The sequence below is a fragment of the Flavihumibacter profundi genome (assembly GCF_020076305.1).
In the GTDB taxonomy this organism is placed as follows: domain Bacteria; phylum Bacteroidota; class Bacteroidia; order Chitinophagales; family Chitinophagaceae; genus Flavihumibacter; species Flavihumibacter profundi.
The window spans coordinates 534826-550561 of the sequence record NZ_JAIQXE010000002.1 but is presented as its reverse complement, the minus strand read 5'-3'; the positions used below and the strand labels follow the sequence as shown (position 1 = coordinate 550561).

The window sequence follows — 15736 nt, the reverse complement described above, 5'->3', positions numbered from 1 at the left end:
TTAACGAAAAAAAACATTGCTTATATTCGTTTTATGCCTAACCTGAATTCACTGGGAGCACTGCTGTTTTTCCTTTTACTTGTCGGATTCTTTGCCGGGATAGAAGCTGCTTTTTCCGGTATTAACCGCCTGAGTGTGGAATTGCGTAAAAAACAAGGCCGCACCGGAGGCATACTTATTAGTCAGTACCTCGACAGGCCTTCCAATTTTATTGGCGTTGTGCTTATCGGTTTTAATATCTGCCTGGTAGTCTATGGCCTGATGATAGGGGAATTCCTTGAACCACTGTGGCATTTTCTGGAAGAAACTATACCGGTAGCATATGCAAACATTATCCATATTTTTTTTGAAATATTTATAGCAACTGCCATATTCGTTGTTTTTGGTGAATTCCTCCCCAGGGCAATCTGGAGAGCCCGCAATGAATGGTTGCTGAGCAGTGCGGTTGCCAGCATAATCAATTTTTTTGTTCAGATATTGCAGCCCATTGCCACCGTTTTTGTATCTATTGCAGAATGGATCCTGAAATACCTCTTCAATATCAGGCTGAGTGAGAAAAGGGAAGCATTTGTACGGGCCGACCTGGATGCATTTTACCAGCAAATCACCGGGGAAAAAGACAGCGACGGTCAGGATGTTAATACAAACCTTTTTGAGAACGCTTTATCCCTGCCCAATATTAAAGTGCGGCAATGCCTGATTCCGCGCAAGGAGATTGAAGGCATTAATGTAACCACCCCGATTAATATTGTAGTGAACAAATTCATAGATACCAAACTTTCCAAACTGGTAGTCTATGAAGGGAATATTGATCATATCCTTGGATATGTGCACCAATTAGACCTCTTCAAACACCCTGCTGACCTGAAATCAATACTGTTGCCTATTCCTGCTGTTCCTGAAAGCATGAACGCCACTGACCTGATCAACAAATTTACCAAGGAACGCAAAAGCATGGCTTGGGTAGTTGATGAGTTTGGCGGCACTTCCGGCATTGTTACCATGGAAGACCTGCTGGAGGAAATTTTTGGAGAGATCCAGGATGAACATGACACTGAAGAACTGGAAGAGAAAAAAATAAGCGATACTGAGTATATTTTATCTGGCCGCCTCGAACTTGATTACCTGCATGATAAATATGATTTCATTTTTGAGCAGGATGAATCTGAAACCCTGTCTGGTTATATCATTCAGCACCATGAAACGATTCCTAAAATAAAGGAACGAATAATTATAGATGATTTTGAATTTGAAATCCTGGCAGTTAGTGATACCCGGATTGAAATGGTACGGCTTAAAATACTGAAGTAAAAAGGCATCCTGAAAATCAGGATGCCTTCAATATTGCCAACCGGCAAATCAGTAACGCTACTTCACTTATGCAGCCGCCATTTCTGCTACCTTCTCCCTTATTTTCTTTTCGATTTCCGCTTGCAGTTCTGGATTATCATGTAACAGTGTTTTCACTGCATCACGGCCCTGTCCCAGTTTATCAGAATTATAGCTGTACCAGCTTCCACTCTTTTGCACGATGCCAAGGTCAACGCCCATATCTACAATTTCACCGACTTTTGAAATGCCTTCCCCGAATATGATATCAAACTCCGCAGCCCTGAATGGCGGAGCTACTTTATTCTTCACCACTTTCACTTTAACCCTGTTTCCCACAGCTTCATCGCCGTCTTTAATCTGGCTCATCCGGCGTATATCCAGGCGGACTGACGCATAAAATTTCAATGCGTTACCACCTGTCGTTGTTTCAGGATTGCCGAACATCACACCAATTTTTTCACGAAGCTGATTAATAAATATGCAGATTGTGTTTGTTTTATTAATTGTTGCCGTGAGCTTACGAAGGGCCTGGCTCATCAACCTTGCCTGAAGCCCCATTTTACTATCCCCCATTTCACCTTCAAGTTCACCTTTAGGAACAAGCGCAGCAACCGAGTCAATCACCACAACATCAATTGCTCCGGATAAAATCAACCGGTCAGCGATTTCAAGTGCCTGCTCTCCGTAATCAGGCTGTGAAATAAGCAGGTTATCCACGTCAACACCTAGTTTTTGCGCATAGGCACTGTCAAACGCATGTTCTGCGTCAATAATAGCACAGATACCACCTTTTTTCTGAGCTTCAGCAATTGCATGTATAGCAATTGTTGTTTTACCCGAAGATTCAGGTCCGTAAATTTCAACGATCCGGCCTTTGGGAAAACCACCAATTCCCAGTGCTACATCCAGTCCGAGTGAACCGGTGGAGATGACTTCCTGCACATCACTCGCCCTTTCGTTCATCATCATAACAGAACCTTTTCCAAAGTCCTTGTCTATTTTATCCATCGTCAGCTTCAGCGCTTTCAGTTTTTCTGCGTTTGACATAAATTCTGTTGTTTAATAGTTATGGGGTTAAAATTATTGGTTGTTCAAAGATAGGTAGCTTTTAATTACCAACACTAACATATTTAGCATTTTTTCACTAAATATTTTATCGTTAAAACACCCTTGCCAACCTCACCAATTCTTTTATTTTGTCTTTACCCCCGCTTTTTGGGTATTAAACCTGCTAAAACAGGTTCCAGAACTCATATTGGCGGGAAATGATAGTTACCTATATTTAACATCATGAAAGCGGTATTGGTTTTTTAATACGGCTGTTGTAAAAGTTTTCATTCAACGTTATCCATAGATATGCATAGCAGGTTATTATTATTTCCACTGTTAATTGGCGGCTGGTTTTCCATTACAGCCAGAATACATATGGGTCCATTATGCACCTCCTTACTGTACCCAACAGGATTATTATCAACATACACCGGAACCGGTGTACAAAATCCCCAACCATCAGTACTTCAGGGCGATTGGCAACTGGAATTCCTGCTTTCGGCTGTCAAGGACAGCAGCAGTTTATTTCCCCGGCAACGGCCGGCAATACGTTTCGATACTGCTACTATGAGCAGTTCCGGCAATACAGGCTGTAACAGGTTCAGCGGCAGCTATGTTGCGGTGAATGGCCAGCTCCGTTTTGACATGGAGAAAATGGCTTTAACACGCATGGCCTGTACGGGTGAAGGAGAAGGCATTTTCCTGGACGCAATGAAAAAAACAAACAGGTTTGCTTTTGAAGGGAGCAGCCTGGTACTGCTAAAGGACGATATTGTACTTATGCGCTTGAAGAAAAAATAATAATATGGTAGCTCGATTTTTCTGGAAAATCTATTGGAAACTTGCCGGATGGTCTGTAAAAGGAAACTGGCCGAAGGGCCTAAACCGGGCTATTATAGTTGTCGGACCTCATACAAGTTGGGCTGATATACTTGTAGGAATGGCAGCGCGGTCGGTAATCCCGATACCACATGCACATTTCCTGGGTAAAAAAGAATTATTTGACGGACCCTTCGGTTGGTTTTTCAGGGCAACCGGCGGTGTTCCCGTGGATCGGTTCAGCAAGAATAATATGGTAGAGCAGGTGGTTGAAGAATTCCATAAAAGGGATGATTTTGTATTGGCGCTTTCTCCAGAAGGAACAAGAAAGAAGGTAGACCGCCTGCGTACAGGATTCTGGCATATTGCCAAACTGGCTGGTGTGCCTATAGTAATGGCAGGAATGGATTTTGCCAATAAAACACTTATACTCTCTGAAGCATTCATGCCCGGCATCCATCCGGATGACGATATGCCCAGGCTGATTGGTTTTTTTGCACCCATAAAAGGGAAGCATCCGGAATTAGGAATGGGACATTTAGCTGTAGAAAATCAGAATTTCAAACAATAAAATCACAAAATTCAGGCACAGTAGTTGTATATTGTGGCCTACTTTTACGTAATCATTCATAAAACGATAACCAATGAAGATTTCTTACATGGTGGTAGTAGCACTTACCTCCGTTACAATGTTTTCTTGTGTAAGCTCCAAAAAATTCAAAGCAGAACAGGCAAAATACGCCGAACTTGATGCGAAACACACACAACTGCAAAATGACCTGAAAGCCTGCGATGACGCTAAGGCAGAGGAAGCCCGTAAAAGAGCCGGCCTCGAAACTGATGTTGCGAACCTCAACAAGCAACTGGAACTGGTGAAAGCAAATAATACTTCAGCACTGAAGCAATTGCAGGATCTTTCTGTAATTAGTTCTACCCAGGCTGAAAGCATTAAAAAATCAATGGATAACCTTGGTTTAAAAGATGCATATATCCAGGACCTGCAAACGCAAATGGCGAAAAAAGACTCCCTGAATATGGCCCTGGTTATGAACCTGAAAGGCGCTATTGGAAATATGGACGATCAGGATATCAATATCAAAGTTGACAAGGGTGTTGTATTTATAGACATTTCGGACAAATTGTTATTTAAAAGCGGAAGCTACAGCATTACTCCAAAGGCACAGGAAGTATTAGGAAAGGTAGCTACCGTACTCAAAGCACAACCTGAACTGGAATTCATGGTTGAAGGCCATACAGATAATGCTGAATTGAAAGGAAATATCGGACCAATGAAAGACAACTGGGACCTCAGCGTTATGCGTGCAACCAGTGTGGTACGTGTTCTCCAAAAGAAATATGGTTTAGACCCGGCAAAAATTACAGCTGCAGGCCGCGGGGAATTCCTACCGGTTGCAGACAATTCTACAGCAGAAGGAAAAGCTGCAAACCGTCGCACAAGGATCCTTATCCTGCCGCAACTTGACCAATTCTACAAATTGCTTGAGAAAAAGCAGTAATTAGTTACTGGCAATATAGTTAAGGGCTTTCCCATCGCGGGAAAGCCTTTTTTATTTTTGGGAAGCTATAAGGGTATTGTGGATCTGGTCCAATAAGCCCGAATTAAATTTGTCTCCGCTAAGTTCCCAGAACATTATTCCGCCCAGCTTTTTGTCCAGTACATACTTTGTTTTTTCAGCTATTGACCGTTCATTATCATAAGTGGCAAACTCCAGCTTCCGGGCATTATAACTATAAGGTGCTTTGGATGCATCATCCCAAAATGAAACAAACCCATTGGCGGTTGAAAGTTCATTACCAAAATCCTTATAGCTTATCATTGTTTTGAATTCCCCTGGTTGGAAAAGTCCATTATTTTCAGATGGAACATTTTTCCAGACGCGGGCATAAAATGCAGCCCCTATTACCAGTTTTTCTGAAGGAACGCCAAGCTTTAAAAGGTAATCAACGCAATGGTCTGTGGCCTCAGGTTGCTTTTCAGTTGCATGCAGGGCAGTATGATGCCCTGTAGTCCTACTATATCCATTAACAAGGTCATAGGTCATCAGGTTAACCCGGTCAACCAAAGGCATGACCTGCTTCCAGTCGATTGATTCTTCCAGGAACCGGGTAAACCCACCCGCAGCAAAACTAAGTTCATAACGTTGCCCCATAGCTGACCTTAGCGAACGAACCAATTCAGTAAAGTTTGCCACATCTTCCTTCATCCAGTGATGGCCCGGGAATCCTTCAATACCCGGATATTCCCAATCGAGATCTAAACCATCTGCGCCGTATGCAGTTAATAACTTAACCACGCTTGCTGAAAATTTTTGCCTTACACCGGCACTGGCAAATGACTGGGAACATGGCTGGCAACCACCCCACCCGCCTAAAGAAACCTCAACTTTTAATTGCGGGAATTTTTTCTTCAATGCAACTAACGACCTTAGTGTTTGCTGCTGCTCAGGTCGTATAAAAGCGAGGGTATCACCCTCGAGTTTGAGAAAACTGTAAATGATGTGTGTTAAACTGGCCAGCGGGTATTTTCGGATAGTGTTTTCATCACCGGTATAATAGGCAATTACAGACCTTTTATTTGTGATTTGTGCCATAGAATAATTAGCAGACAAAAGCAGCAGAAAAAAACACCAAAAGATATTTCGATTCATTATTTACTTTTTTATTTTAATAATCTTTATTCCCCAAGTATAGTAAATCTACGATCACTTTTTTGTTATCGTAGATTTACTATACTGTTCAATCAAAATATTAAAAACTATTTTTTTTCAATTATAATTTACTGATTTTTTAGTCTTAAATACTAGTTAATCATCCCAGTCATGTTTAAGCGAATTTTAAAGTTTCCACATTTAATATTTTTAAAAATATTTGGAAATATTTTTTTATCGCATCTTAAAAAAATTTATCTTTAAACTACTACGATCAGACTATACCAGATTCCCTACCACCCTATTAAGACTACTGGTTATCCCCGATTTTCATAGCATCCAATTCCAATTAATTTTTTATTCTTTAACCGTAGAATTATTCAGGTATGAAACCTTATCGACGTCTAAGACGTTACGCGCTGTCATGTACAGCCATTATCCTTCTTTTGTCCGTATTGGCCTTTCCACTTCTGGCCCAGGTATCAGTCTTCCCGCAGGATTATCAATTGTACCCAAGAAGTCTGAGTACAAACAAAGGCACAGTTAAAGTATCAGGTAGTCTTGATATTTCATCTGGTTATACACAGGTCAGGCTTAAAAGATACCGAAACGGCTACTTGCAAAATACGCTAAGCGTTACCCTGGTATATGACGCTAACGGTACAGCCAGTTATAATTTTAGTTATGATATTGCTGCTGAACTGGCCAACAATCAATTTAGCCTGTATGGTTATGGTAACCTGACTGAAACACTTATCAAGTCAGCAAGTAATGTTGTGGCCGGAGATGCCTTCATTGTTCAGGGGCAATCAAATGCAGTAGCTAACCAGCGGCCTCCCTACACAACCGCAAACAATGCAGATGATTATTCCAATTCTCCCTACCGGACTTATGTTCGTGTTTATGGCAGTGCAAATGCTACCAGCAGTTATACTAAAGCATGGTTTATTGGAAGAGGCAATATATATTATGACACAGATGGAAATACAGGCCAGTGGGGTATGCGAATGGCATCAAATATCGCCGGCATTAAAAAAATACCTATTGCAATTTTTAATGGCGCCTTCCCTGGACAAAACATTGCCTATTTCGCCCGGAATGATGCAAATCCTGGTGACCCGAATACCAACTATGGCCGCCTGCTTAACAGGATCAAGGAAGCCGGTTTGCAAAATAATATCCGGGGAATTATCTGGTACCAGGGTGAATCAGATGTTCTAGGAACCATGAGTCCCGTGACGCTTAGCACTGCCCAGTATAAAACGGCATTCAACGCATTAAAAAGTGACTGGCAGGAAGATTATCCCGGGGTGAGTAAATTTTTCCTTTTCCAGATAAGATTTGGTTGTGAAATGTCAACTGCTGACAACTGCCTTAAGGTCCAGGAAGCCCTGCGTGAATTAGATAAAGAATCAACAGATATAGTTACACTTAGCGCAGGTAATACCACCCAGTATTCTGATAATTGCCATTATAATTTCGTGAATGGATATAAGAACCTTGGGGACTGGGTTTCTAAAGTTATTCGCCGTGATGTATATGGAGAAACAGGTTTGCCTGCCAACATTGAATCACCAGAACCTGCATCTGCTGCTTTTTCAGTGGTTGATGCAAACGGTATTGCCAGCCAGATAAGCCTGGCACTAAAAGACCAGGCAACAACATTTACGATAAGTGGTGACCTGAGTCCGCTCATCAGGTTAGATGGCGGAAGTTATACAGTTAGTTCAGTAAGCTTAAGTGGTAATAATTTATTAATTAATTTTTCACCCAATGCAGGCACTTCAACTAATCCTACAACCATTAGTTACCGTGGTCATAGCGGGCTAGCTTCACCTGATGTTATTAACGCAGGGGGATTAGCCCTGATCAATTTCGATAAGTTCCCGATCACCGGATCAACTACAACGCCACCGCCACCGCCACCACCGCCACCACCGCCACCAACAACCTGTACAGATATAAATGAGCCAAATAACACTCTTGCTACAAGCACAAATATTACAGGTAATGTGACTTATACAGGAAGTATCGGAAGTTCAACGGATGAAGACTGGTTTGGTTTCAGGACCTGGTCCCCTTATAATAATGTAAAAGTAAGTATCTGGGGGATGACTGCAGATTATGACCTTTACCTGTATGATCCAACGGGCACATTGCTGGCTTCTTCTACAGTTAGCGGTACATCACCCGAAGCGGTAATATATAATACCAGTGCCAGTAACTTAAATTTCGAATTAAAAGTTGTAAGCAAAGATGGCACCTTTGACCCAAGTGTATGTTATTCCATACGGCTTCAGGCCAGTTCAGGCGCATGGCCACTCAATTCAGCACCATATACCGGATCAAGAAATGGTGCAATTGCAAGCCCAATGGAAGAAGTTGCCATGACAAGTCCAGAAATATTGAAAGGCATTTCCACTTACCCTAACCCGGTAACGCAAACGATGCGAATCAATTACCCGGCTGATAAAGCTGGTGCTGTTGAACTAAGGGTACTTGACTTTACCGGTCGCGAACTGATACAGAAAAAAGTTACTGCTAATACCGGCCAAAACCAGTTCCAGCTGAATGTATCAAAATTGAGCCCGGGATCATATATGCTCCAGATCCGTAAAGAATCAGGTATAATCACCAGGAAATTCATGGTGGGTTCAAAATAAATGATGGGGTTACTAAAAGTGAGTCATCGTTACTGGAATAGTAACGATGACTTTTTTTTATACCTTATTCTTCCATCGAATCAATTGTTGCCTTTAACATATCCAGGTAAACACCAAAGCTTTTCCTAAACATCCATTTCGCGCAGTAATGGCCAATCGGAACAAGTATAATCACGATAACCGGTAAAAGCCAGGCAAATAAATGCTGCGCCATCAGTTCTTCTAATGTTCTTCCTGAACTAAGGATGCCGCCATAAATATATCCACCGGCAGCTGCAATTGGATATACCCCGATTGCCAGCTTAAGCTGCATTCTACTCCAGGCTGAAATCCCTATGTAATGTTTTTTCAAAACTTCCAATACACTTTCTGTTGAAGAAATTTCCATTTTAATTGACCGGTATAAATGAACTGCCTGAACCAAAATGATAATATTATACATGGAAGTAATCGCCAAAGCAAGCTGAACCGGCCAAACTGAAGTACTGATTATTACAAAAAAATAGGCAAGCGTAATGACTATACCCCAAATGATATTGATAAATAAATTCCGTTTAAGTTTCATCAGGGGATGATTTGGCTGCAGGCGGTTTGCAAAGCCAGGCGAAAGCAACCTGTCAAGGTCATCATCTTTCGGCTGCCAGGATTGCCAGGTATTTTGTTTATCCACGGTTGGCTGCATTTAAAATGTTAGCTAATCTTTGCCTTATCCGGTAGAGTTTTACACTAAGGCTATTCGCAGAAATTCCCATCATCTGCGCGATCTCACCATTATTGTAGCCATCGAGATGCAGAAGAATAATGGCCCTGTCAATATCTGTTAATTGGCGGATGGCCTGTTGCAGTGCAACAGAGTCTTCCTTTTCCAGTGAATTGGGCCTCAGGGCCTGGTTGTCGGGTATACTATCCTGGTACACCAGCATTGTTTTTTTCCTGAGGCTTGAAAAAACCGTATTCAGGCTAACCCTGTATAACCAGGTGCTGAATTTTGAATCATTCCTGAATAAAGGCCAGCCCTTCCAGCATTGCAAAAGGATCTCCTGGTAGAGATCTTTCTTCTCCTCAGGGTCCGCAGCGTATAAGGACACCACCTTATAAATAATGCCCTGGTTAGCACGTATCTGATCCAGGAAGTCTTTTTCACTCAAACGGGAGGAAATTTAAATATAGGTTGGAATTGTTCCTGAAATATTACACCACCAGGCAAATAAAGATCTAAACTTACTAGCTGGTATGGTCTGAAGTGATTAACCACTGGCCATTTATTTTCCTGAAGATCAGTGTGAAGTGGCCGCCGATATCACCAATTGAACGGGTTAAATGCCATTTACCCACTACCATATAAACTTCTGGCGAAAGCGGGAGAATATGCAGAAGGTCGAATTTTAAGGTACCCATTTTATCACGGTTGTCATAGGTTTTCTTATACCGTTCCCATGTATTCCGGAATCCGTAAGTGACCCCTTTGCTACCAATAAACATCAGTGAATCTGACTTCCAGTATCCTTTCATAAATGATTCAATATCCCCCTGGTTCCAGGCATCCTGCTGATCACCCATTACCTGCCGGATCGCATTTTCAGCATTTTGCTGGGCAAAAAGGGATGAAGTGACTAAAAGAACCAACCCGAGGAATAGCGCTTTCATTTGATTTATTTTTAAAAGGAAGGTACATTGGCGCTCTTATTCAACCAAATTGCATGAAAAAGATATACCACCTTTCCACCTGCGACACTTGCCGGAAAATTTTGAAGGAAATTGATGCCACGAAAAAGAAAATTGAATTGCAGGACATAAAATCCAATCCGGTTACTCCTCAGCAATTGGATGAAATGAAAGAACTTGCAGGCAGCTACGAAGCCCTTTTCAGCAGGAAAGCTGTTAAGTACCGGACAATGGGGTTAGCGGAAAAAGACCTAACTGAAAAAGATTACCTGCAATTGATCTTATCAGAATATACCTTCCTAAAAAGACCTGTTGCTATAGCAGGTAACCAGATATTTATCGGAAATACAAAGGCAAGCATTGAAGCGCTTAAAAACGCGCTTTAAGAATACAAGTCAGAAACTTGCTTCATCATAATTATACAGCCTTATAACAAACAGGCCCAGGTTCCGGTATGGCGGTACATATTCTGCAAAAAGGTCATGCGTAAAGTTAGATGAAGCAAATCTGGCACCCATTTTCGTCCATGCATCCGGCCAGTAAATATCCCTGGAATGTAGCAGGTAATCATTCACCATAAGGATCATCGGGTCGTTAATTAGCTTTGAACCGACCTGCTTTGTTGCTACTACCTGTGCCGCCGGGCTTTTTTCGGCAACTGTAAGGATATTTTTGTATCCGCCGCAAGACCCAAGTATAGCCAGTTTCATATTGGGCTGCAGGTAATTCAGAGTTGAAGCCAAATGGTAACTATGTCCGCGGTGAATAATAATTCCGGCTTCTGCTTCTGTCTCCTTCATATATTGGAGCATTGCCAGCTGGGCTTCCTCATCGAGGTGGTCTTCATGGCTCAAAGGCCTGTTTGCAAAGATTTTTATTGGCTGGGAACCAGAAATGGAATTGATTTCTATCCATTGCGGTTTGGCAGCAACCTGCCAGGTCTTTGCATCTTTAAACAGGGCAAGGAAATTCTGGAAAGAGGTCATACCATCCTTATCCCCATAAAAGATAACCAGTTGATTGATGACCCCTTTTTTATCCCTTACAGCTTCAACCGGAAGCAATTCGTAATTCCCTAGTTTGCTGAAAATCACTTTTTGCTCATTTGGGTCATGTGCCATATTGAATACATCCAATAAAATTCCATAAAGCCGGATACCATAATAGTTTTTGTCCAGTTCACACCTTACCCGGTTATCCTTCAGCAGTTGTTCAACAATGCCGCTGTATTGCGGGTCTACCGACAGGCCTGCAAAAGCATCGGCAACATCCATGGCATCTTCAAGGCCGCTTTCTGTATTCCCTTCAATGCCGGTAATAAACTGTTTCAACAAAGTAACCCTTGACAATTCCGGCATGTGGTTCAGGAAGTCCGTAAGTACATTATAGTGCGAGCACACCCGGATAAATTTCCTGAACTGGTCATATTGCACCATTGTTAATAAACTATCTGAACTACCTGCAGGAATTGCCTGCATGATGCGCTTATATATACCCAGGAAACTGGAGGTATACAATTCTTCCTCACCGCTGATTACCAGGTAATACAGATCAATTACCCTGAGTGGCCTAAGGCTGGCAAATCGCACCGGGTCTTTTGATTCGTGCAATTCATTTACCGGCTGCACATAAAAGGCAATGGCTTTTTCTTTCAAAGCTGCCCTGAGTGCAGGTTGCATGCCGGCAGGACCCCCAGCCAGCAATATTGACCGGTTAGACTGGATGGTATTTACCAATAACTGGTAATAACCTTTTACATCTGAACTCCTGATTTTTTGAATGTCTTCTGCAGTATATTTCCCAAGCGCCATTTCCCCGGCAAGCGGGGCTATCTCTGTTGCATTCCTGTTACCCGATAACAATAAAAGCTGGTTGAGCAAAGGATGATTAAGGTGCTTAATCGTGTCGGTAATCCTGTTATTTTTCGTTGACACATAATCCACTATACTCATGGGGGAATGCTCAGCAACATATAAAATGGCAGTATCGATAAAAGGGAATTCGGGCTGGCGTTCTAACAAGGGTAGAATATTGTCGGGATTAACCGACAGCCTGCGGACGTCAGCAGCATATTGAAGTATCTTTCCTTCAGGGTATTGCCGGAATGCATCTGCCATGAGTTGTGTGCGGCGGCCCCCGAATCCCAGGACATACTCCCGGTAAGGCGTTTTGTGTACAATAGCATCAGCAATCAAAGGGAACTTTTGCAAGGCATCAGGTACATCATACAATTCCAATTTATGGCGCTCCAAAGTTGTCCTGAGTGCCTGTATAAAAAACTTTACCGTATTGATGCTTTTTATTTTCTCTTCCCTGCCTGCAGGTTCTATTGCATTAAATGCGGCCTGGAGGCTATCGACCTGGTTATTGCAAAAATCTACCATCATCGAACGTATGCCCTTGTCTCCATGAAAATTGTCCAGGAAGCTTAAAAATTTTACCTGTGCGGCGTCTAATGATGCATTGGCTTCACCTAAAGTCGACTGGGCATTTACCGTGTTTGTATTACAGTATAAAATTATAATCAAACTGTAAATGGCTCTGTACATGGAAAAAATAGTATCAGGATTTACAACCGTTCGACGCGGGTAGAGTGGATGAGTGCAATCCTCCAGCGGTTGCCTACCTTCCTGAAAATTGCTGATTCCAGCCATCGGTATTTTTTTGCATTGCCTTCTTCGGTAATAGTGGATCTCAGGTCATAAACCGCGTAGGCTGTTGAGCCGCTTATCTTTACGGAGCGGATGAAGAATTCATTGGTACGGCTGGCTTTTGAAAGGGCAATTTTTGAAATATAATCGATCTCTTTATCGATATTCCACACTTCGCCTTCTTCAACAAGCTGGTAATCGTAGGTGCAATTCAGCCGATGCTTAATTGTATCGTAATTAGCCAGGGTTTTGTAATCTTCTTCAAGCAGGGTAACAATTTTCGCCGAATCCGCTTTGTACTGAGCCTGTGCGCCAGGCGCTACTAAAAAGCCTGAAACTACAAACAGCAACAACAAGATTCTCTGCCCCATTGAAATTTCAATTTTTGATTTAACCGCGGTTAAAGTATTTGTAAAATTAATATTTCATTTTCGAAATCACCCTACAATTCTAAGTTTGGCATAATTTAACATGATTTTCTTTTCCCCGTTTAAATCAAAAAGAACCGTAGCAACAGGATTATGTGAACTCCCCTCCATTTTACTAACGGTCCCATAACCGAATTTCTGGTGTTCCACTTTCTGCCCGGCCTGCAGGTTACTGGTATCACTGGGTACAAAATCTGCTGCAGGTTTATGCTCCACCACTTTTGGGGCGGATTTTGGCGGGACATACGAAGGCACAGTATCTTTCCTTTTGGAAGGAGGCGGACCGTACATCCTTTCCGCCTGTTCCCCTGAACCCGCACCACGCATGCGGTCGAAGGCGCTGCCCTGGGTATAACCGGCACCCTGGTTCCGGATACCACCGCCGGCAAAACTCCGGTCTAAATATTGCTGGGGTATTTCTTCTATAAAACGGCTCGGTTCATTCTGCTGCAGTTGCCCGAATTTATACCGTGTATTGGCATAGGTAATCCAGAGTTTTGTTTTTGCCCGGGTAATTACTACATAAAAAAGCCTTCGCTCTTCTTCCAGCTCTTCGCGGGTATTGATGCTCATTGCATTGGGAAAAAGCATTTCTTCCAGTCCGGCAGCAAACACTACCGGGAATTCCAGGCCTTTAGCTGCATGTATGGTCATCAATTTCACTGTATCTGCATGGGGATCTTTTTCATCAGCATCGGTAAGCAGCGTGATTTGCTGCAGATATGCACCAAGCCCTTTATCGCCCACTTCGCCATCGTCGTTACTTGGCGTTTCGGTGAATTCCTTGATGGAGTTCAACAATTCCTGCACGTTCTCATAGCGCTGCAGTCCTTCGGTCGTTTTATCGTTAAAAAGTTCCCTGACGATACTGGCCTGTTTACCAATATGGAAGGCCACTTCATAAGCGTTCTTCGTTTGCAGCATGCTCTGGCTGCTTTTGATCATCGTAACAAAGTTCTCGATGGCTTCCAGGGTGCCTGCCTTAAAACCTGCCTGTGCCGCGTTTTCCAGCACTTCCCACATAGTGATATTGTTGGTATTGGCGATCAGCATCAGTTTGTCGATGGTGGTCTTTCCTATACCACGAACGGGATAATTGATGATACGTTTGAGTGCCTCTTCATCGCGGGTGTTCACAATAACCCGCAGGTAGGCCACCATATCCTTGATCTCTTTGCGGGCATAGAAACTAACGCCACCGTACATGGTATATGCAATGCCCATGCGCCGCAGGCTTTCTTCAAATGCCCGGCTTTGTGCATTTGTGCGGTAAAGGATCGCAAAGTCGCGGTTACTGAAATGGTTCCGTAGTTTTTGCTCCTGTATGGTATCAGCTACAAACTTCCCCTCTTCGTTGTCACTCATGGTACGAACCAGCATTATCTTATCACCCTCGGCATTTTCCGTCCACAGTTCCTTGGGGATCTGGTTTTTATTATTCGAAATGACTTCGTTGGCAACATTCAATATATGCCGGGTGCTGCGGTAATTCTGTTCCAGTTTTATCACTTTCACATCATCATAATCTTTCTGGAACTGCAGGATATTCTGGATAGTAGCCCCGCGGAAGGAATAAATACTTTGGGCATCATCACCCACAACGCAAACATTTTCATGTGCGGCACCAAGCAGTTTGATGATCTCATACTGGGCCGGGTTGGTATCCTGGTACTCATCAATGAGTATGTATTTGAATTTATGCTGGTACTTATGCAGTGATTCGGGGAAATATTTCAGCAGGTCATACATTTTGATCAGCAGGTCGTCAAAGTCCATTGCCCCGTTCTTGAAACAACGCTTGGCATAGGCATCATAAATCTGTGCGATAGCCGGACGATTAGAGCGGCTGTCTTCCTGCTGGATGTAATAGTCCTGCGCATATTCCGCCGGGCCGACCAATGCGTTTTTAGCACTGGAGATCCGGTTATAGACGATATTGGGTTTGTAGAGTTTATCGTCGAGGTTCAATTCGTTGATAACTGTTTTAACCACGCTTTTGGCATCGTCGGTATCATAGATCGTGAAAGAGTTGGGGTAACCCAGGCGGTGGGCTTCGCTACGCAGGATCCTTGCAAAAACGGAGTGGAAAGTACCCACATAGAGGTTACGGGCATCGGAATTGCCCAGAATCTTCTCAATCCTTTCCTTCATTTCCTTAGCGGCCTTATTGGTAAAAGTGAGGGCCAAAATCTGGAAGGCGTCAACCTTATGGCAGGCCATCAGGTGGGCAATCCTGGTAGTAAGTACCTTTGTTTTTCCACTTCCTGCACCCGCCACAATCATTAACGGCCCTTTCACATGCAGCACAGCTTCCCGTTGCTGTTCATTGAGTCCTTTCAGGTAATCTTGCGTCATCAAATTCAGTTGACCGGGGAGTTTGGGTCCGGTTTGGCGGGCCCCGGGTCAAGGATGCAATTTACAACGATTTGGGGGAAGGGTGGTGCAGATATTATGATATT

At 42.9% G+C, this 15736-nt stretch carries 14 protein-coding genes; 6 read left to right on the top strand and 8 right to left on the bottom strand.

What is annotated here, in order from left to right:
* Positions 1 to 33 precede the first annotated feature (33 nt).
* Complete coding sequence (locus LAQ65_RS12140) at positions 34 to 1311, top strand: hemolysin family protein (RefSeq protein ID WP_224117237.1); 1278 nt, start codon at positions 34 to 36, stop codon at positions 1309 to 1311.
* Between the two features lie 66 nt (positions 1312 to 1377).
* Here LAQ65_RS12140 and recA read toward each other — a convergent pair whose 3' ends face one another.
* Positions 1378 to 2379, bottom strand: coding sequence for a recombinase RecA (gene recA / locus LAQ65_RS12135; protein ID WP_224117236.1), 1002 nt, complete (start codon positions 2377 to 2379; stop codon positions 1378 to 1380).
* A gap of 309 nt (positions 2380 to 2688) precedes the next feature.
* On the opposite strand from recA, the gene LAQ65_RS12130 reads away from it, so the two are divergent.
* The 3 genes from LAQ65_RS12130 (at position 2689) to LAQ65_RS12120 (ending at position 4718) form a co-directional block, all read left to right on the top strand.
* Positions 2689 to 3183, top strand: a complete 495-nt coding sequence (locus LAQ65_RS12130) for an META domain-containing protein (protein ID WP_224117235.1) — start codon at positions 2689 to 2691, stop codon at positions 3181 to 3183.
* 4 nt (positions 3184 to 3187) lie between these two features.
* Positions 3188 to 3772 carry a 1-acyl-sn-glycerol-3-phosphate acyltransferase gene (locus LAQ65_RS12125; RefSeq protein ID WP_224117234.1) on the top strand — a complete coding sequence of 195 codons (585 nt, stop codon included), beginning with the start codon at positions 3188 to 3190 and terminating at the stop codon, positions 3770 to 3772.
* Between the two features lie 73 nt (positions 3773 to 3845).
* Positions 3846 to 4718, top strand: coding sequence for an OmpA/MotB family protein (locus LAQ65_RS12120; RefSeq protein ID WP_224117233.1), 873 nt, complete (start codon positions 3846 to 3848; stop codon positions 4716 to 4718).
* Between the two features lie 51 nt (positions 4719 to 4769).
* Here LAQ65_RS12120 and LAQ65_RS12115 read toward each other — a convergent pair whose 3' ends face one another.
* Entirely contained in the window at positions 4770 to 5813 is a 1044-nt protein-coding gene (locus tag LAQ65_RS12115) for a glycoside hydrolase family 18 protein (RefSeq protein WP_224117232.1), read from the bottom strand.
* Positions 5814 to 6256: 443 nt separating this feature from the next.
* Here LAQ65_RS12115 and LAQ65_RS12110 point away from each other — a divergent pair, with 443 nt between their 5' ends.
* Complete coding sequence (locus LAQ65_RS12110; protein ID WP_224117231.1) at positions 6257 to 8533, top strand: T9SS type A sorting domain-containing protein; 2277 nt, start codon at positions 6257 to 6259, stop codon at positions 8531 to 8533.
* 64 nt (positions 8534 to 8597) lie between these two features.
* Here the strand turns inward: LAQ65_RS12110 and LAQ65_RS12105 are convergent, their stop codons facing one another.
* The 3 genes from LAQ65_RS12105 to LAQ65_RS12095 form a co-directional block, all read right to left on the bottom strand.
* Positions 8598 to 9215, bottom strand: a complete 618-nt coding sequence (locus LAQ65_RS12105) for a hypothetical protein (RefSeq protein WP_224117230.1) — start codon at positions 9213 to 9215, stop codon at positions 8598 to 8600.
* A complete protein-coding gene (locus tag LAQ65_RS12100) occupies positions 9196 to 9681 on the bottom strand; it encodes an RNA polymerase sigma factor (protein WP_224117229.1) in 486 nt (161 codons plus the stop codon). Before LAQ65_RS12100 ends, LAQ65_RS12105 begins: the two co-directional genes overlap by 20 nt.
* A 76-nt stretch (positions 9682 to 9757) precedes the next feature.
* Positions 9758 to 10180, bottom strand: a complete 423-nt coding sequence (locus LAQ65_RS12095) for a YybH family protein (RefSeq protein WP_224117228.1) — start codon at positions 10178 to 10180, stop codon at positions 9758 to 9760.
* A 53-nt stretch (positions 10181 to 10233) separates the two neighbouring features.
* Here LAQ65_RS12095 and LAQ65_RS12090 point away from each other — a divergent pair, with 53 nt between their 5' ends.
* Positions 10234 to 10584, top strand: a complete 351-nt coding sequence (locus tag LAQ65_RS12090; protein ID WP_224117227.1) for an arsenate reductase family protein — start codon at positions 10234 to 10236, stop codon at positions 10582 to 10584.
* A 9-nt stretch (positions 10585 to 10593) separates the two neighbouring features.
* On the opposite strand, the gene LAQ65_RS12085 is transcribed toward LAQ65_RS12090, so the two are convergent.
* The 3 genes from LAQ65_RS12085 to LAQ65_RS12075 form a co-directional block, all read right to left on the bottom strand.
* A complete protein-coding gene (locus tag LAQ65_RS12085; RefSeq protein WP_224117226.1) occupies positions 10594 to 12747 on the bottom strand; it encodes a hypothetical protein in 2154 nt (717 codons plus the stop codon).
* A 20-nt stretch (positions 12748 to 12767) separates the two neighbouring features.
* The gene (locus tag LAQ65_RS12080; protein WP_224117225.1) at positions 12768 to 13220 is read right to left on the bottom strand and encodes a nuclear transport factor 2 family protein; all 453 of its coding nucleotides are present in this window, start codon (positions 13218 to 13220) and stop codon (positions 12768 to 12770) included.
* A 66-nt stretch (positions 13221 to 13286) separates the two neighbouring features.
* Positions 13287 to 15632, bottom strand: coding sequence for an ATP-dependent helicase (locus LAQ65_RS12075; protein WP_224117224.1), 2346 nt, complete (start codon positions 15630 to 15632; stop codon positions 13287 to 13289).
* Between the last annotated feature and the right edge of the window lie 104 nt (positions 15633 to 15736).

Excerpts from the sequence above, each read along its gene's own strand:
- LAQ65_RS12075 (WP_224117224.1), bottom strand. The coding sequence starts at position 15,632 with ATGACGCAAGATTACCTGAAAGGACTCAATGAACAGCAACGGGAAGCT.
- LAQ65_RS12110 (WP_224117231.1), top strand. The coding sequence starts at position 6,257 with ATGAAACCTTATCGACGTCTAAGACGTTACGCGCTGTCATGTACAGCC.
- recA (WP_224117236.1), bottom strand. The coding sequence starts at position 2,379 with ATGTCAAACGCAGAAAAACTGAAAGCGCTGAAGCTGACGATGGATAAA.
- LAQ65_RS12085 (WP_224117226.1), bottom strand. The coding sequence starts at position 12,747 with ATGTACAGAGCCATTTACAGTTTGATTATAATTTTATACTGTAATACA.
- LAQ65_RS12120 (WP_224117233.1), top strand. The coding sequence starts at position 3,846 with ATGAAGATTTCTTACATGGTGGTAGTAGCACTTACCTCCGTTACAATG.
- LAQ65_RS12105 (WP_224117230.1), bottom strand. The coding sequence starts at position 9,215 with ATGCAGCCAACCGTGGATAAACAAAATACCTGGCAATCCTGGCAGCCG.
- LAQ65_RS12090 (WP_224117227.1), top strand. The coding sequence starts at position 10,234 with ATGAAAAAGATATACCACCTTTCCACCTGCGACACTTGCCGGAAAATT.
- LAQ65_RS12095 (WP_224117228.1), bottom strand. The coding sequence starts at position 10,180 with ATGAAAGCGCTATTCCTCGGGTTGGTTCTTTTAGTCACTTCATCCCTT.
- LAQ65_RS12080 (WP_224117225.1), bottom strand. The coding sequence starts at position 13,220 with ATGGGGCAGAGAATCTTGTTGTTGCTGTTTGTAGTTTCAGGCTTTTTA.
- LAQ65_RS12125 (WP_224117234.1), top strand. The coding sequence starts at position 3,188 with ATGGTAGCTCGATTTTTCTGGAAAATCTATTGGAAACTTGCCGGATGG.
- LAQ65_RS12140 (WP_224117237.1), top strand. The coding sequence starts at position 34 with ATGCCTAACCTGAATTCACTGGGAGCACTGCTGTTTTTCCTTTTACTT.
- LAQ65_RS12115 (WP_224117232.1), bottom strand. The coding sequence starts at position 5,813 with ATGGCACAAATCACAAATAAAAGGTCTGTAATTGCCTATTATACCGGT.
- LAQ65_RS12130 (WP_224117235.1), top strand. The coding sequence starts at position 2,689 with ATGCATAGCAGGTTATTATTATTTCCACTGTTAATTGGCGGCTGGTTT.